Annotated in this window: 10 protein-coding genes; 5 read left to right on the top strand and 5 right to left on the bottom strand. The window is 62.5% G+C overall.

Going from position 1 to position 20,163, the window contains the following annotated elements; all coding sequences use genetic code 11:
• Window positions 1-134: 134 nt before the first annotated feature.
• The 5 genes from BL8807_RS03795 to BL8807_RS03775 all read left to right on the top strand — a co-directional run bounded on the left by BL8807_RS03795 (window position 135) and on the right by BL8807_RS03775 (window position 5,895).
• Window positions 135-1,550 (top strand): DUF4032 domain-containing protein, encoded by a 1,416-nt coding sequence (locus tag BL8807_RS03795; protein WP_370737567.1) that lies wholly within the window; start codon window positions 135-137, stop codon window positions 1,548-1,550.
• 521 nt (window positions 1,551-2,071) lie between these two features.
• Window positions 2,072-2,542, top strand: coding sequence for an IS110 family transposase (locus tag BL8807_RS03790; RefSeq protein WP_226847467.1), 471 nt, complete (start codon window positions 2,072-2,074; stop codon window positions 2,540-2,542).
• A 140-nt stretch (window positions 2,543-2,682) separates the two neighbouring features.
• On the top strand, window positions 2,683-4,152 hold the full coding sequence (istA, locus tag BL8807_RS03785) for an IS21 family transposase (protein WP_072727144.1): 1,470 nt from the start codon (window positions 2,683-2,685) through the stop codon (window positions 4,150-4,152).
• Window positions 4,149-4,934: an IS21-like element helper ATPase IstB gene (istB, locus tag BL8807_RS03780; RefSeq protein ID WP_072727143.1), complete on the top strand. Its 786-nt coding sequence runs from the start codon at window positions 4,149-4,151 to the stop codon at window positions 4,932-4,934. Before istA ends, istB begins: the two co-directional genes overlap by 4 nt.
• 127 nt (window positions 4,935-5,061) lie before the next feature.
• A complete protein-coding gene (locus tag BL8807_RS03775; protein ID WP_226847465.1) occupies window positions 5,062-5,895 on the top strand; it encodes a transposase in 834 nt (277 codons plus the stop codon).
• Window positions 5,896-5,923: 28 nt separating this feature from the next.
• On the opposite strand, the gene rlmB is transcribed toward BL8807_RS03775, so the two are convergent.
• The 5 genes from rlmB to BL8807_RS03750 all read right to left on the bottom strand — a co-directional run bounded on the left by rlmB (window position 5,924) and on the right by BL8807_RS03750 (window position 19,870).
• Entirely contained in the window at window positions 5,924-6,916 is a 993-nt protein-coding gene (gene rlmB / locus BL8807_RS03770) for a 23S rRNA (guanosine(2251)-2'-O)-methyltransferase RlmB (RefSeq protein ID WP_072725346.1), read from the bottom strand.
• A 190-nt stretch (window positions 6,917-7,106) separates the two neighbouring features.
• Window positions 7,107-9,146, bottom strand: a complete 2,040-nt coding sequence (locus BL8807_RS03765) for a hypothetical protein (RefSeq protein ID WP_072725344.1) — start codon at window positions 9,144-9,146, stop codon at window positions 7,107-7,109.
• A 140-nt stretch (window positions 9,147-9,286) separates the two neighbouring features.
• A complete protein-coding gene (locus BL8807_RS03760) occupies window positions 9,287-12,709 on the bottom strand; it encodes a hypothetical protein (RefSeq protein WP_072725343.1) in 3,423 nt (1,140 codons plus the stop codon).
• 409 nt (window positions 12,710-13,118) lie between these two features.
• Window positions 13,119-16,574 carry a hypothetical protein gene (locus BL8807_RS03755; RefSeq protein WP_072725341.1) on the bottom strand — a complete coding sequence of 1,152 codons (3,456 nt, stop codon included), beginning with the start codon at window positions 16,572-16,574 and terminating at the stop codon, window positions 13,119-13,121.
• A gap of 170 nt (window positions 16,575-16,744) precedes the next feature.
• Complete coding sequence (locus tag BL8807_RS03750; protein WP_072725339.1) at window positions 16,745-19,870, bottom strand: hypothetical protein; 3,126 nt, start codon at window positions 19,868-19,870, stop codon at window positions 16,745-16,747.
• Window positions 19,871-20,163 lie beyond the last annotated feature (293 nt).

The raw sequence follows: 20,163 nt of genomic DNA, 5'->3' as shown, positions 1-20,163 counted from the left end.
AGTCCTGTCAACCATTAAACGAGACGTTTCTCTTCCTCTCTAACCGTCTCGTTGGAAAAGCCCCGCGTTGTTGCGGGGCTTTTCTTCGTTTCCGGTGTATTCTGACCGCGCGGTCGGGTAGATTGGTACACATGATGCAATCAGGAATGGATTTGTCGCAGTTGGATCCGCGCGCCGCCAAAGCAACTTCGGTTCAGGCGCAGGATGAAAGCGCCACTAACGTCGAGCCCCAGGCGTTGAAGATCACCGCCGCAAGCTCCAATCCGAAGATGTTCACGCTGCCGTGGCATATGCCGCTGGCCACTTGGCCGCAGGAGCTGCTGGCCAACCTGCCGCGAGGCATCTCCCGCCACGTGGTGCGCTTCGTGCACGTGGGCGACGAGGTGTACGCGATGAAGGAGATCACCCGTCAGGTCGCCGAACGCGAGTACGAGATGCTGCGCCGCTTGGAGAAGCTGGAACTGCCGTGCGTCACGCCGATCGCGGTGGTCACGGGCCGTCATGATCGGGAAGGCGAGCCGCTGGAGGCGATTCTCGTCACCAAGCATCTGAAGTTCTCGCTGCCGTACCGCGCCCTGTTCGCGCGCAACCTGCGCCCCGACACCGCCGAGCGTCTGATCGATGCGCTGGCCGTGCTGATGGTGCGCCTGCATCTCGCCGGTTTCTACTGTGGTGATGTGAGCCTGTCGAACGTGCTGTTCCTGCGCGACGCCGACGCGTTCTCCGCGTTCCTGGTGGATGCCGAAACCGGCGACCTGCAGATGACTCTGACCGAAGGCCAGCGCGAATACGATATCGATCTGGCCCGCACCAATATCATCGGCGAACTTATGGATCTGAGTTCCGGCAAGCTGCTGCCGGGCGATGTGGACGAGATCGAGGTGGGCAACCGCTTGGTCGACCGCTACCATTCGCTGTGGAGCGCGCTCACCGACACCGACAAGTTCAATCCGGACGAGATGTGGAAGATCGAGAAGCGCGTCAACAAACTCAACGAGCTCGGATTCGACGTGGACGAGCTGGAGATGAAAACCGCGGAGGACGGCAAGCGTATTCTGGTGCGTCCCCGCGTGGTCGATGCCGGCTACGCCTCCCGTAAGCTGCTGCGCCTGACCGGCTTGGACGTGCAGGAGAACCAGGCCCGCCGTCTGCTCAACGATCTGGACGCCTACCGCGCCTCCACATGGCGTGAGGGCGAGGAGATCGAAATCGTCGCCACCGACTGGATGCGTGAGGTGTTCGAACCCACCACGCGTATGATTCCACGCGAATACCGTTCGCAGATCGAACCCGCGCAGTTCTTCCACGAGGTGCTCACTCACCGCTGGTATTTGGCCGAACAGGTCGGTCATGACGTGCCGATGGCCGAAGCGGTGCAAAGCTATATCGAATCCGCCCTGCCAAAGTACAAGCTCGACCAGAAGGCCGTCGACGCGTTGAACGAAGAGGCCGATTCCGGCGTGGTGGACGACGAATACACCTACAACGACCCGGACGACGACGGCTACAACCCCGACGATGACCCGGATGCGGCCGTCTGGAGCCACTAAAAACCGGCGAATTCGAGTTTGGTGTGTTCAGACAGCGATAAACGACTGAGCCTTGTTTAAGGAATGGCGGAATTCCGCCATTCCTTAAACAAGGCTCTTCGCAATTCTGCGCCCCAGACACACCAAACTCAACACCCACCCGTCATGCTGAGCGGAGCGCAGCGGAGTCGAAGCATCTCATAGCGTTGGATGCCTGGAGGTCCTTCGACTCTGGGCATCGTCCTCCGCTCAGGATGACGTTGATGATGGTTATTGCCGGTTTGTCCGGTGATAATTGAAGGTGGCGGTCCGGGCGGTGACCCCCAGGATGACTGACGCCGTTCCTTTCGGGAAGCGGCTGTCCCGCCCTCGATCTGTCCCGCCCGGGACCGCCGGACCGAGGGCCATGGACGCATGACCTCATAGGAGCGTGGACGCTCCCATCGGACCCCGCATCGTCCATGGTAGCGTGTCCCGTCAACGTCCCGTCTGCGCCGGAAGCCCCCGGAACGACCATCGACGGCCAGCGAAGGAGGACAACGATGACGCCGCCCATGGAGACGATCTACGCCGGGGTGGACACCCACACCGACACCCACACGCTCGCCCTGCTCGACTGGCGCGGACGGCCGCTGGCCACGCGGACGTTCCCGACCGACGCCGCCGGCTACGAGGCGCTGGCGGGCATGCTGCCCGACCCGTCCCGGGTCGTGGTGGGCGTGGAGGGGACCAACTCGTACGGCGCGGCCCTGGCCCGCAGGCTCGCCGCCGCGGGCTACGAGACGCGCGAGGTGCTGCGCCCCAAACGCGCGGTGCGCCGCAGGGACGGCAAGTCCGACCCCGTCGACGCCGCCGAGGCGGCCAGGAGCGTCATGGCCGGAGACGGGACCGGGCCGAAGAGCTCGGACGGCTGGGTCGAGGCCCTGCGCCACCTCAACACGCAGCGCGACCGGCTGGTGTCTGTTTATGTTCAATGTTCTTTGGGCAGGAGTGGCATGGTGTTTTCCGCTTGATGTGCAGCTGTTTTTCCGCAGTGTCGTCATCTTCGTGATGATATGAGCGGCCATGGGTTCGTCCTGCCTGTTAGATTCCCGGGTTGCAAACCAATAGCAGCCAGGGGCCGGTTGCCGCCGGCCCGGGGAAGGAAAGGACAGTGACGATACCCATGTCCAAACAGCAAGATATCAGGAGGCTCGACGCGAAGGGCCTGCCGCATACGGAGATCGCCAGAAGGCTCGGTGTGGACCGGGGCACGGTCGCGAAGTGGGCGGGCATGGAGGACTGCTCGCCGAAACCGCCCGCCAGGCGCAGGGTGAAGTCGGTGCTCGACGGCTACAAGCCGTTGATTGATTCGTGGCTGGAGGCCGACCGTCTCATGCCACGCAAGCAGCGCCACACCGCCAAGCGCGTGCACGACCGGCTCAGGGACGAGCACGGGTTCACGGGCTCGTACTCCACCGTGCTGCGCTACGTGGACGAGTGGCGCGCGGCGAACCGCGAGCCGTCCGACGGCTACGTGGAGCTGGAGTGGATGCCGGGGAGCGTGCAGATGGACTTCGGCCTGGCCAAGGCGCGGCTGGCGGGCGAATGGGTGGACGACCATTGCCTGGTCGTCACGTTCCCGCATTCGAACAAGCGGTACGCGGCGAGCCTGCCCGCCGAGAACGCGGAATGCATCTGCGAGGGCCTGACCTCGATATTCGAGCACATCGGCGGCGTCCCGCACACGCTCGTGATCGACAACGCGTCCGGCGCGGGCCATCGCGACTCTAGGGGGAACGTGACCTTGTCGCGCGTGTTCGAGGCGTTCGTCAGCCACCATCGCCTCGACGTGCGCTTCTGCAACCCGTACTCGGGCAACGAGAAGGGCAGCGTGGAGAACGCGGTCGGGTTCCTGCGGCGCAACCTCATGGTCCCGCCCATGGCGGCCGAGACCCACGAACAGCTCACCCGGCTCATGCTCGCCAAATGCGACGAACTCGGCGAACAGGTCCATTACCGCGCCCTGGAGCCGATCGACGTGCTGTTCGCCGACGATTTGAAGGCGTTGCGCCCGCTGCCCTCGTGCCGGTTCGACGCGGTCAGATGGGAGACCCGCAAGGCCGACAAGTACGGGTGCGTCGAGATCGACTCCAACCGCTACCAGATCGGCCCCGCGCTGCACGGCAGAAGGGTCGACGTCGCCATCCGCGCCACAAGCGTCACCGTCAAGGATCCGGACGGGCGCACAATCGCGGAGCTCTCCCGCGTCTACGGCAGATCGTCGCGCACGATCCAGGATCCCGCCACGGTGTTCCCTCTGCTCGCGCGCAAACCCGGCGCGTGGCGCGACTGCTCGATCCGCCCCGACGTGCCCGACGACGTGAGGGAACGGCTCGACCAGGCCGACGACAAGACCCTCAAGGCCAGTCTCAGTGCCATCGCCAGGGCCTGCGAGGCCGCGGGCTTCGAACCGGCGATGCGGGCCGCCGGCCATCTCATCCGACACGGATGCGATTTCTCCGAGGCCGATATGACGATCCTGGCCAGACGCATCGCGGAAGGCGACATCGACTACGGCGGCGACCTGCCCGACCTCGGCGCCTACGACAGGTTCAACCGGCCCGGAAAGGAGACCGCATGAGCACCAGACCCGAACCACAGATCCCCGAGACCCGCAGGCGCAGGGCCGACACCATCGCCACAAGCCAGCGCATCATGGCGATGAGCAAGCAACTGACCCTGACCCGCAGCGTGCTCGCCAACACGCTGGCCGAGGCCACGCCCGCCCAGCTCGACTTCATCGAACGATGGTTCCAAGCCGAACTCGAATCGCGCGACCGGGCCAAACGCGCCCGGCTGATGAAGACGGCGGGGTTCCCGTCCGACAAGGAGCTCGACGGATACGACTGGACCAACCTGGACATGCCCGCCGACTGGGGACGGAGCCAGCTCGAAGGCCTCGAATTCGTCGGGAAAGCCGAGGACCTCGTGCTCTACGGGCCGGTCGGCACCGGCAAAAGCCATCTCGCCATCGCGCTCGGCAGGGCCGCGTGCCGGGCCGGGATACCGGTGAGGTTCTTCACCGCCTCCAGCCTGGTCATGCGCCTGAGACGCGCCAAGGCGGACAACCGGCTCGACAGGGAGCTCGCCGCCATCGCCAAGGCCCGCCTCATCATCATCGACGAGCTCGGATACATCCCCATCGACGAGGAGGGCAGCCGCCTCCTCTTCCAGGTCATATCCGACTCCTACGAGACAAGGAGCGTCGTCTACACCACCAACATCGAATTCTCCGGATGGGCCAGGGTGTTCGGCGACCCGAACATGGCCGCCGCGGTCGTGGACCGCACCGTCCACCACGGCAGGCTCATCCGCTTCAAGGGCGAAAGCTACCGCAGCCGCAACGCCCTCATGACCAAATAACCAAAACAAACCAAGGCAGCGGGCGAACCCACAGGACGATCATCCTGCGGAAAACCCGCTGCACATCCTGCGGAAAACAACACGACCATCCAGCCGACACGAACTTGACAAAAGACAGGTGTCGGCCATGACCACGCTGTCCAACAGCGTCAACGGCATGCTCGTCACCGCGCCCGAGACCGTCCGGGACCGCTACCGGAGCCTGAGGACCGGGAGGCGCATGACCCGCCTTGCCGCCTGCCGGCCCGCCGGCGGGCCGGTCGAGCGCGCCGCGCTCACCGCGATGAAGGCGTCCGCGACGGCGTGGAAGGCCCTCCGCGAACAGGCGGACGGGCTCGAGAGGGCGATGCGCGAGATCCTCGAGGAACACGCCCGCGCGCTGCTCGACCTGAACGGGGTCGGCGTCGTCACCGCGGCCACCCTGGCCGTCGTCGCCGGCGACAACCCCGAACGAGTCAGAAGCGAGGCCGCGTTCGCCAAACTGTGCGGCGCGTGCCCCCTGCCCGCCTCCAGCGGCAGGACCAGCCGCCACCGGCTCAACCGGGGAGGCAACCGGCAGGGCAACAAGGCCCTGCACCAGATCGCCGTCGTGCGCCTGCGCCACCACCAGCCCACCCGCGACTACATGGCCAAAAGGACCCGCGAGGGCAAAAGCAAGATGGAGACCATCCGCTGCCTCAAACGCTACATCGCCCGCGAGATCCACCGCGTCCTCATCGCCGTCCGCGACGGCGACCCCGGACGCGAGCCACCCGCCCGGCGCGGCGCCATGCTGCGCGAACTGAGGCTCTCCCACGCGCTGACCCAGCGACAGGTCGGACAGGCCCTCGGCGTGCCCTCCAGCAGGATCAGCGAGATCGAACGAGGCGCCCGCGACCTGCCCGAACTCGAACGACGAGCCACCCAATGGATCCACAGCACCACCGACACACCACCCCAACAACAGCTTGACAAACTATAGGAGCATCGAGGAGAGAGAAGTGTTCCGCTCAGCTGTTGGCGGCGGCCTCGCGGCGGGCGCGGTCGACGGCATACAGCGAAATGCCCGCGGCCACCGAGGCGTTCAGCGATTCCACCGAACTGGAGATCGGAATGCCGGCGATGGCGTCGCACGCCTCACGCACCAAACGGCTCAATCCCTTGCCTTCCGATCCGAGCACAATCACCAGCGGATCGGCTTCGAATCCGGTTTCGCCCACGAGCTTGTCGCCACCGCCGTCAAGGCCGACGGTGTAGTAGCCGCGCTCGCGCAGGCTTTCGATCGCCTTGGTCAGATTCACCACGCGGGCCACCGGCAGATGCGCGGCCGCGCCGGCCGACACCTTCCACGCGGCGGCGGTCACCGACGCGGAACGACGCTCGGGCAGAATCACACCGTTCGCGCCGAACGCGGCGGCGGAACGGATCACCGCGCCAAGGTTCTGCGGATCGGTCACGCCGTCAAGCGCGATGAACAGCGGACGCGCCTTGATGCGCGCGGCCGCGGAATTCGCCGCCTCCATGGCGCGCGCCTTCTTCTCGGCGCGGTCGGCGAGCTCGGCCAGCGAGGAATACTGGTAGGGCTGCACCTTGAGGATCACGCCCTGATGGTTGCCGGAACGTGCGATGCGGTCCATCTCCAAGCGGTCGGCCTCCAGCATGTGCAGGCCGTTCGCGCTGGCGATCTTCACGATCTCGCGCGTGCGGTCGTCATGCTCGAGTCGCGAGAGGATGTACAGCGTGTTCGACGGCACGCCCACACGCAGCGCCTCCAGCACGGAATTGCGGCCGAACACCAGATCGGTCGCGTCGGTCGCGAACTTGTCGGCGCGGCGACGGGCCGCGAGACGTGGGTCGGCCGCCTTGCGCTTGTCGGCCTCCTTCTTGGCGAAATACGCCTTGTGATACACGCGGTCCTCAGCCTTGGGCGTCGGGCCGTGGCCCCTCAGGGCATTGCGATGCTTGCCACCCGACCCCTTGGTCGGTCCTTTTTTCATAGCCATACCCGCCATTGTCCCAGAACCCGAAGTCATTTCGTGCGCAAACGAACAGGGCCGCATCCGTCGTATACCAACGTATACCAACGGATGCGGCCCTGTGGGTGTGGAACGGGGTGAGATGGTCATTCCACATGAGGCCTGCCGCCCGCGCGTCCGTATCGCGCCGGACTCGTCTCGAGCGAGGCGGGTTATCTCATCGCCGCGTGCCGATGCCGCGACGCGTGAGAAGCGCCAAGCCTATGCCGAGTGCGGCGAGGACGAGCATGCCCGCCGCGATTGTGGCCGTGCCGCTGCCGGTGGCCGGCAGTTGCTCGCCGCCGCTGGGCTGGGCCGAGGCTTTCGCCTTGATGGTCACGGTGGAGACGGCCTTGCCGTCCTTGTCGGCCAGACTGAAGAACTCGCTTCCGTCGGTTTGTGAGGTGATGACGGGAACGGTGGTCGCCTGCTCGGGGTCGGTGACCTCGGTGCCGTCAGCCAGTTCGATGTTGCGCGAAAGCACCGCGTAAGGTGAAGGGGCCTCCGTGTCCGGATTGCCGCGGACGTACACCGAGCCGGTGCCTTGCAGGTTGAAGTACACCTTCTTGCTTGCGCCGATCGCCGCGGGCTCGCGGTTGTCGGCGCATTCGAGATCCAGATGCGACTGCCCACTGACGGTGATGTTGGTACCGATAATCGCGATGTTCATTTTGCCGCGGGTCGTCATGTCAACGTCAGACAGCGTGACGTCGGTGTCGCCCTGCACTCCGATATATGCACCGCCGTCGGTCGGCGCGGTCAGCGTGAGGGAGCTGTCGGCGATGTTGACGTCCTCTAGGGAAGCGAGCCACCAGATGGGTTGGGTGGTGGTATCAGATTCGAGAGTGAGATCGAGGTCAGCGTTGCGTACGTCGATCGAGTTCGCCATGAGGAATCCACCCTGGCTGTCTTCCGACTCGGGCGCCACATGGTTGAACGACACGGAGAGCTTCGCCGGCGTGCCCGAGGCATCGTCCTCGCCGATGATGGTCAGTTTGCCGTCGGTGCGTATGGCAGTCGCGGTGAGGCCATCGCTTTCGACGTCGAGGGTGGATTCGCCTTTGAGACGGATGGTCAGATCCTCGTAGCTGTAGATGGCGACGCTGTGGTATTCGTAGGTGTAGTCGCTGTCGATTTCCGTGATGTCCGCGTTGTCGAGAGTGATGATCGGCTTGCCGTCGTTGTCGTATTCCAGCCGGACGCTGCCGTCTTCGCTGGTGAACGGCCGCTCATGATAGGCTCCGTCGATGTACACGATGCTCGAGGGGGCCGTTACGGAGGCGCGGAACCTGTAGTCGGTGCTCGCACCTGTTATCGTGGAGGAGATCTTCAGCGTATCGTCTCCTATATTGCCCGTTCTTAGGGTGAAGGTGGCGGAGTTGTTCTCCCACGAGGTGGTGATGTATCCCGCTTTGACGCCGGGCAGTTCGGCGAGGGAGAACTCGACGGTCGCGTCGCGCGCGGTGCCGGTTGGGAGGAAGACGATGAATTCATTGTCGCTGTAGAAGTTGTCGCTGGTGACCGTGGCCTCTTGCCATTTCCCGGTGCCGTCTATGCGGTATCGCACAGTGAAGTCGGGTTCGAGCGTTGTGCCCAGGAGGGAGGTGTCGAAGGTGCCGCCGTTCGCGATGGTGATCGGATTCTCGGCGTTCACCGCGGTTCCGTTGTCGAGCACCAGCAGCGGGACGTCCGTGCCGGTGCTGTTGGTGATTGTTCCCTCGAAGGCCTCGGTGGCGGCGTGGTCGAAGATCCTGCCGTCGGGCAGCGTCAGTGATTCCTCGCCGGCGGTGAAGCCCGTCTGGTTGATCGTCACGTCGCCGCACACCAGCAGGTCGATGGAGTCCACCCCGTCGAGGTTCGCGCCGTCAAGCGCTTTGCTGGCGATGGCGGCGGCCGCGCTGTCCATCCGCAAGGTGCCCTGGATGCCTTCCAACGCGTTGCCTTGCACGTCGGTGACGGTGTACTGCTCGTCGGTGTCCGCGAGGTCCACCTCGTCCGTCAGGACGTGCGTGTCAGCCTCCGTATCGACTCCGGACAGGGTCACGTGACGGTTCTCGCCGTCGGTGATGGTGTATTCCATGCCAAGGTAGGTGAACGTGGGATTGTCCGTGTTCTGCGCGTCGAGGGCGTGCGCGGCGGGCGCCGCGACGACCGCCGCCGCGACCATCGCGAATGCGGCGATGATCGCCGCTAGGGAGCTTCGTTTGCTATGCATCATATACCCTTTCTCAAGTTGCGATGCTGTGGTTGATGGTTGATGGTTGGTGCTTGATGGGCTCTATAGGTTGTTGATTGGCGGTTGGTTGGCTGTTTGTTTACCTGCCTGTCTGGTCGTCGGATGTCTGGTTGGGGGAGTTCCTATCGGCGGCCGTGCCGCATGCCGCGCGTGCCGTATGCGCCGCGTGCGCGCCGGACGACGCCCGCGCACAGCGCGATCATCGCGAGCGTGAGCGCGCCCATGACGAGTGGGATCACGCCGCTGCCGGTGGCCGACAGTTTCTCGCCGGCGGCCTGACCGTTCCCGTCCGTCTTGTCGGAATCCGTCTGTCCGGGCTGCTCCGGTGCCGGCGCGGCTTTCGCCTTAAGGGTCGCATCGGAGACGACGTTGCCCTCCTTGTCCAATAGTGTGGCGTAGGTGACTCTGCCGTCTGTGATGCTACCGACAGCAGCCCCTTCCGGGTCGCTGATTTCGGTGTTCTCACCCAGCACGATGTCGATGCTCATCAGCGCGTGCGGGTTCACGTCGGGATGGGTCGCCTTGATCTGCACGAATCCCGATTCCTGCAGATCGAAGGTGAGCGTGTAGTAGGCGAATATCGCCGGCGAGAAGTGATGTTCCGCCCCGAACGACATGTCCACCTGCGAATTGCCGGAAACGGTGGCGTTTCCAAATACGGCATAGATCAGCGAGTCCATTTTGCCGTCGGTGGCGTTGAGCGCGCTGTCGGTCACGGTGATGTCGCCATGACCGCTGTACAGGCCCGAATAGATGCCTCTGCTGGCAAGCGTCGCGCTGCCCATGGTGATGGTGCTGTCGGTTACGGTGATGTCGCCGTCGGTGCACAACGCGTAGGCCGCGCCGTTGCCGTCATAGGTCATATCGAGCGTCGCCTGCTGCACGGTGATGTTGCTGGCTTCGATGAGATGGGTCATGAAGCCGGACGTGCCGCCGAGGCTGGCTGCATCGGCGGCTTTGATGGTGAGGGCCGATGTCCCATCAGCCGAGTTCCCGATGATGGTCAGGTCGCCGGCAACGCTGATGATGCTGCTTGTCTTGGTGCCGTTGGTGATGCTGGCTGTGGATTTGCCATTGAGCCGGATCGTCAGGTCGGTGGCGCTACGGATGGCCGCCGCGTCGTCCTGGTTGAACAAGGGCGCGCCCAACGCGGTGAGATTGGCGTTGGTCAGCGTGAGCGTGGGCTTGTCGTCTTCGTCGTATACCAGCGCGATGCCGTTGGCCGCGTCCACGAAATCCTCGTCGTGGTAGACGCCGTTGATGTACACGGCATTGTCGGCGTCGCCCGTCTCTCCGCTGGTGGTGACGCGGATCTTGTAATCCTGCGTACGGTCGGGAACGGCGAACGACGAGGTGAAGGTGGCGGTGTCCTCGGCTTGGCCGCGTGCAAGCGTTATCTCACGGGAATCATCCCAACTGCTGGTGATGTACCCCTGCGTCTTGCCGAGATAATCGCGGAACGACAGCTGGATCGTCGCGTCGGCAGGCACCGAATCAGGCAGCGTGACGGACAAAATCCTCGGATCGTAGCCGGAGAAATTATTCCGCGTGACCGGCAACGGCTGCCATCCCTCGTCCGAGCCGACCACCCGGTACATCAGGTTGAATTCGATGGATGCCAGATTCGGTGACAGCACACGGGTGTCGAGGCTCTCCTTGTCGGCCACTTGGATGGGGTTCTTCGGATCGTTGATCGTCTGGTCGTTTTCGTAATCGACGATGGTCACAGGCACGGTCGCGCCGCTTTCGTTGGTGATCGTGGCCCAATCGTAATAGGCTTTGACTCTGTCGAAACGGCGTCCGCCAGGCAGGTCGACGGTTGCCGAGTCGGTGGTGAAGCCGGACTCGGTGAGCGTCAGATCGTCCAGAGCCCACAGCTCGAAGGTCACACCGTTGCCGATGGCGCCGCTGTTCAGCGCCATGTTGGCGATATCCGTTTCGTCGCTGTCGATGACCAGCGTTCCGGTCATCTCGGCCAACGTATCCTTCCGCACGTCGGTGACGGTGAGCCTTTCCCACGTATTGCCCCACGCGAGACGGATCGCTCTACACAGTCTGTGTTGGTCGGTGGTGGAATCGACGCCGGTCAGCATCAGCGTGCCGTTGTTCTCACCGTTACCGGTGATGGTGTATTCGAATCCGTCATACATGAACGTGGTGCCGACGGGCGGTTCGCCCTCCGCGCTCGCCTCGATGGTCACGCCGGAAACGGCGTTGCCGTCGGTATCGATCAATCCCATGGCGTTCGAGAAAGTGTAAGGGTTGTAGACTTCGCCGATGGTGACTTCCGTGGGATCGGTGACCGCGACGCCCGGCATCAGTTCGATACGCTCCGCCAGCATCGCGTAATTTGTGAACGCTTCGGTGGGGTCGGTGGCGCTGGGCTGGATCTGCACCGAGCCGGTGCGCCGCAAATCGAAACGCAGCGTCTGGCGCGCGTAGATCGCCGCGGGCCAGCGTTCGTCGGCGCAACTGAGATTCAGTTGCGAAAAGTCGTTGATGAGGATGTTCTCGCCGGCGAGCACCGAGAGCCACTCACCGCTGGAAGTTAGATCGGTGTCGGTGAGTGTGATGTTTCCGCCTGCGTTCAGTCCGTAATAGTTGCTGGAGGTTTCCGGGGCGGTCAGTGTGACCGTGCCGTCGTTCAGATCGATGTTCCCGCCGGTTTTAATTCCGTAGACAGTGCCGTTCGCATCATCCGACACATAGGTGAGGTCGAGCTGCGCGTCGCGCATGGAAAACGAGTCCGCGCTGATCACAGTGCTTCTGTAATCGCTGGAAGCCGGCGTGTACGTCAGCGTTGCGTGCAGTTTCGCATACGGATACCAGTCGTCGCCGATGATGGTGAGTTTACCGTCCACATCGATGGCATCCGCGCGATGGGTGTCGTCCTTGATTTCGATGGTGTTTTCGCCTTGGAGCAGGATGGTCAGATCGGTTTCGCTTTTGATGCCGGCGACTGCGACATGGCCGTCCAGTCCGCCAGCCGTGGTGATGTGGGCGTTGTCCAAGGTGAGCGTCGGATTGCCGTCATCGTCGTATCCCAGCGTGATGGTGCCGTCTTCGCTGGTGAACGCCTCGTCATGGTAGACGCCGTTGACGGAGACGCCGTTCCGTTCGTCGGAGACGTCGATTTCGTCGATTTCGCTGCTCTCACCGGCGGTGGCGTCTTGGTTCGCCGTGCTCTTGTCGGCATCCGTCACGGTGGTATCGGAGTCATCGGTGGGCAAATCGTTCTCTCCCGCGGTGCCATCGCCAGTGATTCCGTATATGTCGTCGCCGGTGCCGGTTGTGCCGGCGTCATCGCCCGCGCCGCCGGTGTTGTCGGCGTCATCGGCGGCTGTGCCGTCGTCAATGGCCCCGCTGTCGTCGGTGTCGGTATCGGTGCCAGTGACGCTGGTGCCGTCGTCAACAACGCTGGTGTCGGTATCTCCTGTGACTTCCGTGTCGAGGGCGTAGGCGGTCGGCACGATGGCGATCATCGAGATGATCATCGCCAATACGGCGAAAACCGCCGTTATCGCATGGATTCGCGAGGTTCGCATCTGGGGGTCCCTTCATTTCGGTTTCTGCAAAGGTCGCATGGCGTGGTATCGGTTGTCGGCGTCGATGTCTGTCAGGGCGTCGGCGCCCCTGCTTCTGATCGTCGAGTATTGGCCCGTCGTTGCGATAACGGGTGGAACCACCTTACTGTAGCGACTGTGTGTACCCTGTCCACTTTAGTGTTCTTATGATGCGACACTCAGCTGATTCCCCCGAAAAAGGGGGAGCTCCATAAGGTTTTCTTTCACCTATTCGTGTTTCGCGCGAGTCGAACGCGGGGGAGCGGCACTATAGCGCGGCCGGCTGAGCCGCGTCTGGATCTGCGTTCCGCAGGTTGGCTGGCTTCGTTGCCTGAATATGCGTGTGCCGGCGGGGTATGCCGGCACACTGGTGTTTGGGTTTATCCCGCTGTTACTGGCGGGACCTCCCGTTGTGGGTTCCGCGGCTGCGACGTGCGGTGCCCGCCGCCAGTGCCGCGCACAGTCCGAGCAGTGCGAGCGTGAGGGCGGTCGTCACGAACGGAACCGTCTCACTGCCGGAGTTGGCCAGCTTGTCGCCGGACGCCTGATTGTCGTTGCCATGCCCGGCATCGGATCCGCCCGGCTGTTCCGGCTGTTCGGTGCCGCCCGGCTGTTCCGGCTGTTCGGTGCCGCCCGGCTGCTCCGGCTGTTCGGTGCCGCCCGGTTGTTCCGGCTCCGTTGCGGCTTTCGCCTTGATGGTCACGTTGGAGACGATGTTGTCGTTCGCGTCCAGCAACGCCATGTGGGTGGCTCCGCCAGCCGTGATTCTTTTGACAATGGCTCCTTCGGGGTCGCTGATCTCGGTGTTCTCACCCAACACGATGTCGCCTTTGTATGCCGATATCGCGTACGGGTTCACGTCGGGATGGGTCGCCTTGATATGCACGAATCCCGATTCCTGCAAATCGAAGGTGAGCGTGTGGCGGGCGAATATCGCCATCGAAAAGTGATATTCCCCTCCGTGCGACATCTCCACCTGCGAATTGCCGGAAACGGTGACATTCCCCCATTCGGAACGGATCAGTGAATCCATTTTGCCGTCGGTGGCGTTGAGCGCGCTGTCGGTCACGGTGATGTCGGCAAGGGCGAATAGGCCCGAATAGATGCCTTCGCCGGCAAGCGTCGAGCTGCCCATGGTGATGGTGCTGTCGGTCACGGTGATGCTGCCGCCGGCGTACAGTGCGCGGGCTTCGCCGTTGCCGTCGTATGTCATGTCGAGCGTCACCTGTTGGATGGTGATGTCGTTGGCCTCGATGAGATGGGGTATGACGGCAGTGCTGACGGTCTCGCGGATGGTGAGCGTCGGTGCCGTATCCGTTGAGTCTGCGATGATGGTCAGATCGCCGTTGACGCTGATCGCGCTGCTTGTCGTGGCGATGCTGGTGCTGCTGATGGTGGAGTCGCCTTTAAGCCGGATTGTCAGGTCGGTGGCGCTGCGGATGATCGCTGCATTGCTCTTGTCGAGCACGGGCGCGCCCAACACGGTGAGCGTGGCCTTGTCCAGCGTGAGCACGGGCTTGTCGTCGACGTACGTCAGCGAGACGCTGCCGTCGTCGCTGGTGAACGCTTCGTCATGGTAGACGCCGTTGATGTATACGCTGTTGTCGGCATCGCCGGAGCCTTCGGTGGTGATGCGGATTGCGTAATCCAACGCGAGGTCAAGGTCGGCGAAGTTCGAGGCGAAGGTGACGGTATCCATGGCTCGGCCGCGTGTAAGCGTTATCGCGCGGGATTCATCCCAACTGCTGGAGATATAGCCCTGTTTTTTGTCGAGATAGTCTTGGAACGACAGATTGACCGTCGCGTCGGCTGGTACTGAGTCGGGCAGCGTGACGAACAAGATCCCCGAATAGTAGTCGGAGAAATTGTCCCGTGTGATCGGCAACGGCTGCCATCCCTCTTCCGAGCCGACCACCTGGTACATCAGGTTGAATTCGATGGATGCCAGATTCGGTGCCAGCACGCGGATGTCGAGGCTCTCATTGTCGGCCACTTGGATGGGATTCCTCAGGTCGTCGAGCGGTTGGTCGCTTTCGTAATCGAAGATGGTCACGGACACGGTTGCGCCGCTTTCGTTGGTGATCGTGCCCCAACCAATATAATAGGCGTTGATTCTGTCGAAACGGTGTCCGCTAGGCAGGTTGACGGTTGCGTAGTCGGTTGCGAAGCCGGACTCGGTGATCGTCACGTCGTAGTAGACCAGCAGTTCGATGGTCACCTCCTCACCGATGGAGCTGTTGCTAAATGCGAGGTTGCAGAGTTCCGTTGATCCGAGGGTGGCGAGGGTCAGTGTTCCGGTCATCTCGGTCAGCGCACCCTGTTGCACGTCGGTGACGGCGAAAAACCTCCTGTCTGTGCCCCATGTGAGATCGGGATAGTCGTACAGCCTGTGTTTGCTGGCATCGGGATCGACGCCGGTCAGCGTCGCTGTGCCGTTGTCCTCGTCGTTATTGGTGATGGTGTATTCGAATCCCTCATACATAAACGTGGTGCCGACGAGCGGCTCGGTTTCCTCCTCGCTCGCCTTGAGGGTCACGTTGGAGACGGCGTTGCCATCGGCGTCCAGCAGCGTCATGGGGTTGGCTCTGTAATCCTCGACTCTGCCGATGGAAGCCCCTGCAGGGTCGTTGACCGCGGTGTGCGCGCCCAGTACGAGGCGCTCACCCGCTAACAGCGCGTACCATCCCGTGTCGGAACCAGCCTCTTGGAGGTGAATGGATCCTGATCCCTGCAGGTCGATCGTGAGCGTTTTGCGTGAGTGTATCGCCGACCACCGGCCTTGCGCGTAGGTCACATCCACCGTTGAATTGCCTGCGATGGTGGCGTCTTTCGTCGCGAGGAGCATGGACGACATTTCGCCGTCGGTGGAGGTGAGCGTGCTATCGGTTACGGTGGCGCCACCCTCAGCGACTAAACCGAAGCGAAGCCCCTTGCCGGCAAGCGTCGAGTTTGCCATGGTGATGTCGCCGAAGGAAGCCAACGCATAGGTTGGGGCGTAATCGTCGCCGTCATAGGTCATGTCAAGCGTCGCCTGCTGGGTGCTGAGATCGCCTATGGCCAGGATGAGCAAGAAGCTGTAGATGTTGGCGCTGGTGTTGTTGGCGTTGATGTTGAGAGCCGATGTTCCGTCGCTCGAGTCGCCGATGATGGTCAGGTTGCCGCCGACGTAGATGGCGTTCGTCATTGCGGTGCCGTCGACGGTGATGGTGTTTGTGCCCTTGAGCCGTATCGTCAGGTCGCCGGCGCTGTGGATGACCGCGGCGCCGGTGCCGTACTCGTCGGCTGTGAACTCGCTCGGCTGGGTGAGCGTGGTGTCGGTCAGCGTGAGCGTGGGCTTGCCGTCCTCGCCGTATTCCAGCTTGACGCTGCCGTCATCGAATGCTTCGTCATGGTAGACGCCGTCGACGTACACCGCGTTGTCGGCGACTTCTTCGGTATTTCCGTCGTCTGTGTCGTCTTGGTTCGCCGCACCGCCGTCGGCGTCGTTGCTGGCCGTGCCGTCGGAGTCGTCAGTGGTGTCAGGGGTGTCAAGGACGTCGATATCGGGAATGATGTCGTCGGTTCCTTCGGGAATGTCGGTATTGTCGCCGGAGGTGTTGGCGTCGTCGCCCGCGTCGCCGGTGTTATCGGTGGAAGCGCTGTCGTCGATGGTAGTGCCGTCGCTATTGTTGATGGCGGTCCTGTCGTCATTGGCGGTGCTGTTGTCGTCGTTGACGAGGCTGGTGCCGGTGTCGTCCGTGGCTTCCGCGTCGAGGGCGTACGAGGTTGGGGCGATGGCGGCCGTTGATACGGTCATCGCCATGGTGGCGAGTATTGCCGCCGCGAGGGAGATTGGTTTGGCTCGCATGATGCGTCCTTTCCGTACTTCCGATTGTGGTCGGATGGTTGTGGCCAGATGGTTTGGTCTGGTGTGTCGGTCAGATGGGTTGTGTTCGAGTGGTTTGGTCGGGTGAGTCGGTCCTCCACCCGTCATCATGCGGGCAGCGGACCGGTCGAGTTATGGATTGCTATCTGTTGTTACCGGCGGGACCTCCCGTTGCGGGTCCCGCGGCTGCGGCGTGCGACACCCGTCGCCAGTGCCGCGCACAGTCCGAGCAGTGCGAGCGTGAGGGCTCCTATAGTGAGCGGAATCGTTTCGCTGCCGGAGTTGGACAGCTTGTCGCCGGACGCCTGGTTGTCGTTGCCCTGGTTGGAATCAGATCCGCCGGGCTGTTCCGGTTGTTCGGTATCGTCCGGTTGCTCCGGTTGCTCCGGTTCGGGCGTGGCCTTCGCCTTGATGGTCGCGCTGGAGGCGATGTTGCCGTCCGCGTCGCCTATGGTCTCGTAGGTGCCGAGGTAGTAGTCGTTATCGAGCTCGAATTGAATTACTTGGCCTTGCGTGGGCTCGGAAATCTCGGTGCCGTCGGCCAGCACGATGTGTTCGGCATACACCGCGTAAACCCCTTCGGCGGTGTTTGTCTGTCCATCGCCGATCCGCACCGATCCGGAACCTTGCAGATCGAATCGTACCGTGCCTTCCCTTGCTTCGATCGCCGCTCCTCGCCGGTTTGCGATATGGGCGATATCGAGATGCGACTGGCCGCTGATGTCGACGTTGCTGGCGTCGAGCGCGTAGTTCAATGCTCCGGTGGATGTCAGGTCGACATCGGTCAGTGAAATATCACCGTAACTGAATATTCCGGTGTATGGTCTGGAGCCGTCCGGCACCGTCAGTGTGATCGTGCTGTTGGCGATGGTGGCATCGCGCATGGAAGCGATGCAGTACGCGCGTAGGTGGGCGCCGGTCGCCCGATAGGTGAGGTCAAGTGCGGTGTTTTGCATGTTGAACTCGTCTGCGAACACCACGGTTCCCATGTCGTAATAGTCGAGCGGAATGTGGGTGAGCGTCACCGAAAGTCTCGCGGGCGATCGCTCGGCGCTATCGCCGATGACGGTTAGCGCGCCGAGCACCTGTATGGCTTTTGCCTGGAAGACCCCGCTTTCGAGTTCGATGACGGATTCGCCTTTGAGCTGGATGGTCAGGTCCGTTTCGGCGAAGATGCCGGCGCTGGCAAATTCGGCGTCGGGGTCGCCGAGTTCCGTGATGTGCGCGCCGTCCAAAGTGAGCGTCGGCTTGCCATCGGTGTATGTCAGGCTGATGGTTCCGTCGTCGCTGGTGAAGTCCTGTTCATGGTAGACGCCGTTGACGTACACGGCGTTCGGTGCGGGTTCCGCCCTGAAAGTCACGTCGCGGATGACGTTGCCGCTCTCATCGACGATGGTTGTGCGCAGGAATTGCTTATCGGAGGTGACGATGCGGGCGTCCACCGGATTGCTGATGAAGGTGCTGCCGTTGAGTTCGATGGTGTCCGCCCGTACCGCGTAGGCGCCGGAGTTCAGGTTTCGGGCGCGCACGAAACCGGAGCCCGTAAGGTCGATGCTGAGAGTTTCCCAGGCGCCGAGCGTCATGCCGCCGGTGTTTGACAGGTCGAGTTGCGATTGGCCGTTGATGGAGACGTAGTTGGCGTATATCACGGCGGCGGTGAAGTCACCGTTTGCGTTGATGCGTGTGTTCGACAGCGGTATGTCGGCATCGTCGGCGGTGGCGGTCAGTCCGAAGGTTGTCGTTGCGCCGTCGGACGCCGTGAGGTTGATCTCGCTGTCGTTGACGCTAAGGCCCCGTTGGCCGTAAAGCATGCTGTATATCCAGTACCCTGATTGGAGCGTGATGTCGAGTTTCGCGTGTTGCACGTCGATCTGGCCGGCCTCGATGAGGCTGACGTCGCTTGCGTAATTGTTGGCGTTGTTCACGATTAACGTGGCTTCGTCGTCCTCGCCGATGATGGTGAGCGTGTCCGGCGTCAGAATGTTGCTTGCGGCCCGGTTGCTGCCGTCGGTGTTGATGGTGGATGTGCCTTTGAGCCGCAGGGTCAGATCGGTGTAGCTGAGGATTCCCGCGGCGTTTATTCCGCCGTATGCGGGGCGGCCGCCTGTTGCGTTGATGGTCGCATTGTTCAGTGTGATCGTCGGTTTGCCGGCATCGTCGTATTCCAAGACGATGCTGCCGTCGTCGCTGGTGAAGTTCTGGTCATGGTAGACGCCGTCGATGTATACGGCCTTGCTTGCGTCCTCGGGCGCGTCTTCAACGGAGATGTAAACGGTGTAGTTTTGCGTGTACTCCGCCCCATAGTACGGCGACGACAGCGTCAGCGGCTCCTGCGCCTGCCCTCTGCTCAATGTGACCGTGCGCGTGGTGTCCCAGTCGCTGGTGAAGTATCCGGCCTGGATACCGGGCGTGCTTTGCAATTCGAATTCAAGCGTCGCGTCATGGGCGATTCCCGAAGGCAAATCGACAAGGATCTCATGAAAGCGGTCGTATATGTCGGTGACGGTCAGTCGCTGCCAGCCATCCTGTGATTCGACCTCGCGATAGAGCAGGTCGAAACCGGTGTAAAGGCTTGGATATGCTGTCGCACTGTCGAAGGTCTCGCCAGGTTCCACGATGATGGGGTCATAGGTCGGCTGGAAATCTTCGGCGATGATGTACAGCTCCACCGGTGAGCCGGTGTCGTTGGTGAACGAAAGAGAGGCGCCGCCGTCGGTCAGGAATTCGTTGAACGTCCGATTCTGCGGCAGCGTGACGGTATGGCCGTTGGCCATGAAACTAGACGGGCTTTGCAGTGTCGTATCGACATTGACCAGCAGGGAGAACGTGACGTCGTTTCCAACCGAGGCGAGCGCGTCGGCGGCGATATTCGCCGCGCGCGCGTAGATGATCACCCTGCCGGTCAGTGAAGCCAGAGCCTGCTCCTCCACTGAGGTGACATCATATATGGATTGGTCATTATCCACCCTGGGTCGCAGCAGATGCAGGGTGGCGTCGCCATCGACTCCAGAAAGCGCCACCGTGAAGTTTTCATTATCCGTGATGGTGTACACAAAACCATACGAAGTGAAGGTGTCGCCGATGCCGGGGATGGCGCTTTCATCGGCCGTGCTGTCGGCTGCATCGGGTGCGCCATTGTCGATGATGCTGCTGTCGGTGTTGCCGCTGCCCTCCGTGTCGAGGGCGTAGGAGGAGGCCGGGGTCGTGCCCAGCATCGTGGCGGTCAAAGCCAAAGCGGCGGCGATTGCCACGGCCTGGCGGATTCGTATGGTCCGCATAAGCGTTTTCCCCGTCTCTCTTCTTCTCATGAACCGCCACGGTGTCGTGTGTCTCATCGGCGGTCGACGTCGATATGCGGCAGGCCGTCGGTGCCCCTGCCCTCGACAGCCGGCCTGGTGGGACCATCCACGATAATGGGGTGGATGCCTATCTTGCCGTGACGATTATGTTGACCCTGTCAACTCTACTTCTTTTATGGCACGACACTCAGTCATTCCCCCGTAAAAAGGGTGGGGCTACGAAATTGTTCACGTGGCGTTCATAATCAGCCTGACTAGGAATGCGCGTCGCA

It is taken from the genome of Bifidobacterium lemurum (assembly GCF_014898175.1).
Lineage (GTDB): Bacteria > Actinomycetota > Actinomycetes > Actinomycetales > Bifidobacteriaceae > Bifidobacterium > Bifidobacterium lemurum.
Note: the sequence above shows the minus strand (reverse complement) of the source record. Positions and strands in the feature narration are given on the sequence as shown.

What these genes read in the sequence shown, in the direction of transcription:
- BL8807_RS03795 (WP_370737567.1), top strand. Translation starts at nt 135, where the DNA reads ATGCAATCAGGAATGGATTTGTCGCAGTTGGATCCGCGCGCCGCCAAA.
- BL8807_RS03790 (WP_226847467.1), top strand. Translation starts at nt 2,072, where the DNA reads ATGACGCCGCCCATGGAGACGATCTACGCCGGGGTGGACACCCACACC.
- istB (WP_072727143.1), top strand. Translation starts at nt 4,149, where the DNA reads ATGAGCACCAGACCCGAACCACAGATCCCCGAGACCCGCAGGCGCAGG.
- BL8807_RS03775 (WP_226847465.1), top strand. Translation starts at nt 5,062, where the DNA reads ATGACCACGCTGTCCAACAGCGTCAACGGCATGCTCGTCACCGCGCCC.
- rlmB (WP_072725346.1), bottom strand. Translation starts at nt 6,916, where the DNA reads ATGGCTATGAAAAAAGGACCGACCAAGGGGTCGGGTGGCAAGCATCGC.
- BL8807_RS03765 (WP_072725344.1), bottom strand. Translation starts at nt 9,146, where the DNA reads ATGATGCATAGCAAACGAAGCTCCCTAGCGGCGATCATCGCCGCATTC.
- BL8807_RS03760 (WP_072725343.1), bottom strand. Translation starts at nt 12,709, where the DNA reads ATGCGAACCTCGCGAATCCATGCGATAACGGCGGTTTTCGCCGTATTG.
- BL8807_RS03755 (WP_072725341.1), bottom strand. Translation starts at nt 16,574, where the DNA reads ATGCGAGCCAAACCAATCTCCCTCGCGGCGGCAATACTCGCCACCATG.
- BL8807_RS03750 (WP_072725339.1), bottom strand. Translation starts at nt 19,870, where the DNA reads ATGCGGACCATACGAATCCGCCAGGCCGTGGCAATCGCCGCCGCTTTG.